Origin of the sequence: Vallitalea maricola, from assembly GCF_036985595.1 — a bacterium.
GTDB lineage: Bacteria > Bacillota > Clostridia > Lachnospirales > Vallitaleaceae > Vallitalea > Vallitalea maricola.
On record NZ_BTPU01000482.1, the window covers coordinates 1 to 233 of the forward strand.

The following is a 233-nucleotide window of genomic DNA, read 5'->3' on the forward strand; positions in this document are numbered from 1 at the left end:
CGGAGCCTGACCTCACCGCGCGTGCTGGCAGTGGAGGCCGACCTCACCAAACGGCTCACCAACCGACTCACCGGCCCGCCGCTCACGGGTTCGCTCACCAAACGGCTCACCAGTTCGCTCACCAGCCGCGCCGCCTCGGTGACAGCCAGCGACGACCGTGGGCGTTCGCTGGCAGGGCTGGACGGGCTGGACGAGGCACAGCAGACGGTCGTGGACGCACTCACAGACCGCGG

The 233-nt window shown here is 70.4% G+C and carries 1 protein-coding gene; it reads left to right on the plus strand.

All coding sequences use genetic code 11. The features are described 5' to 3' along the window. The coding region (locus tag AACQ14_RS24695; RefSeq protein WP_339366166.1) for a hypothetical protein at positions 1–233 on the plus strand (233 nt) is incomplete at both ends.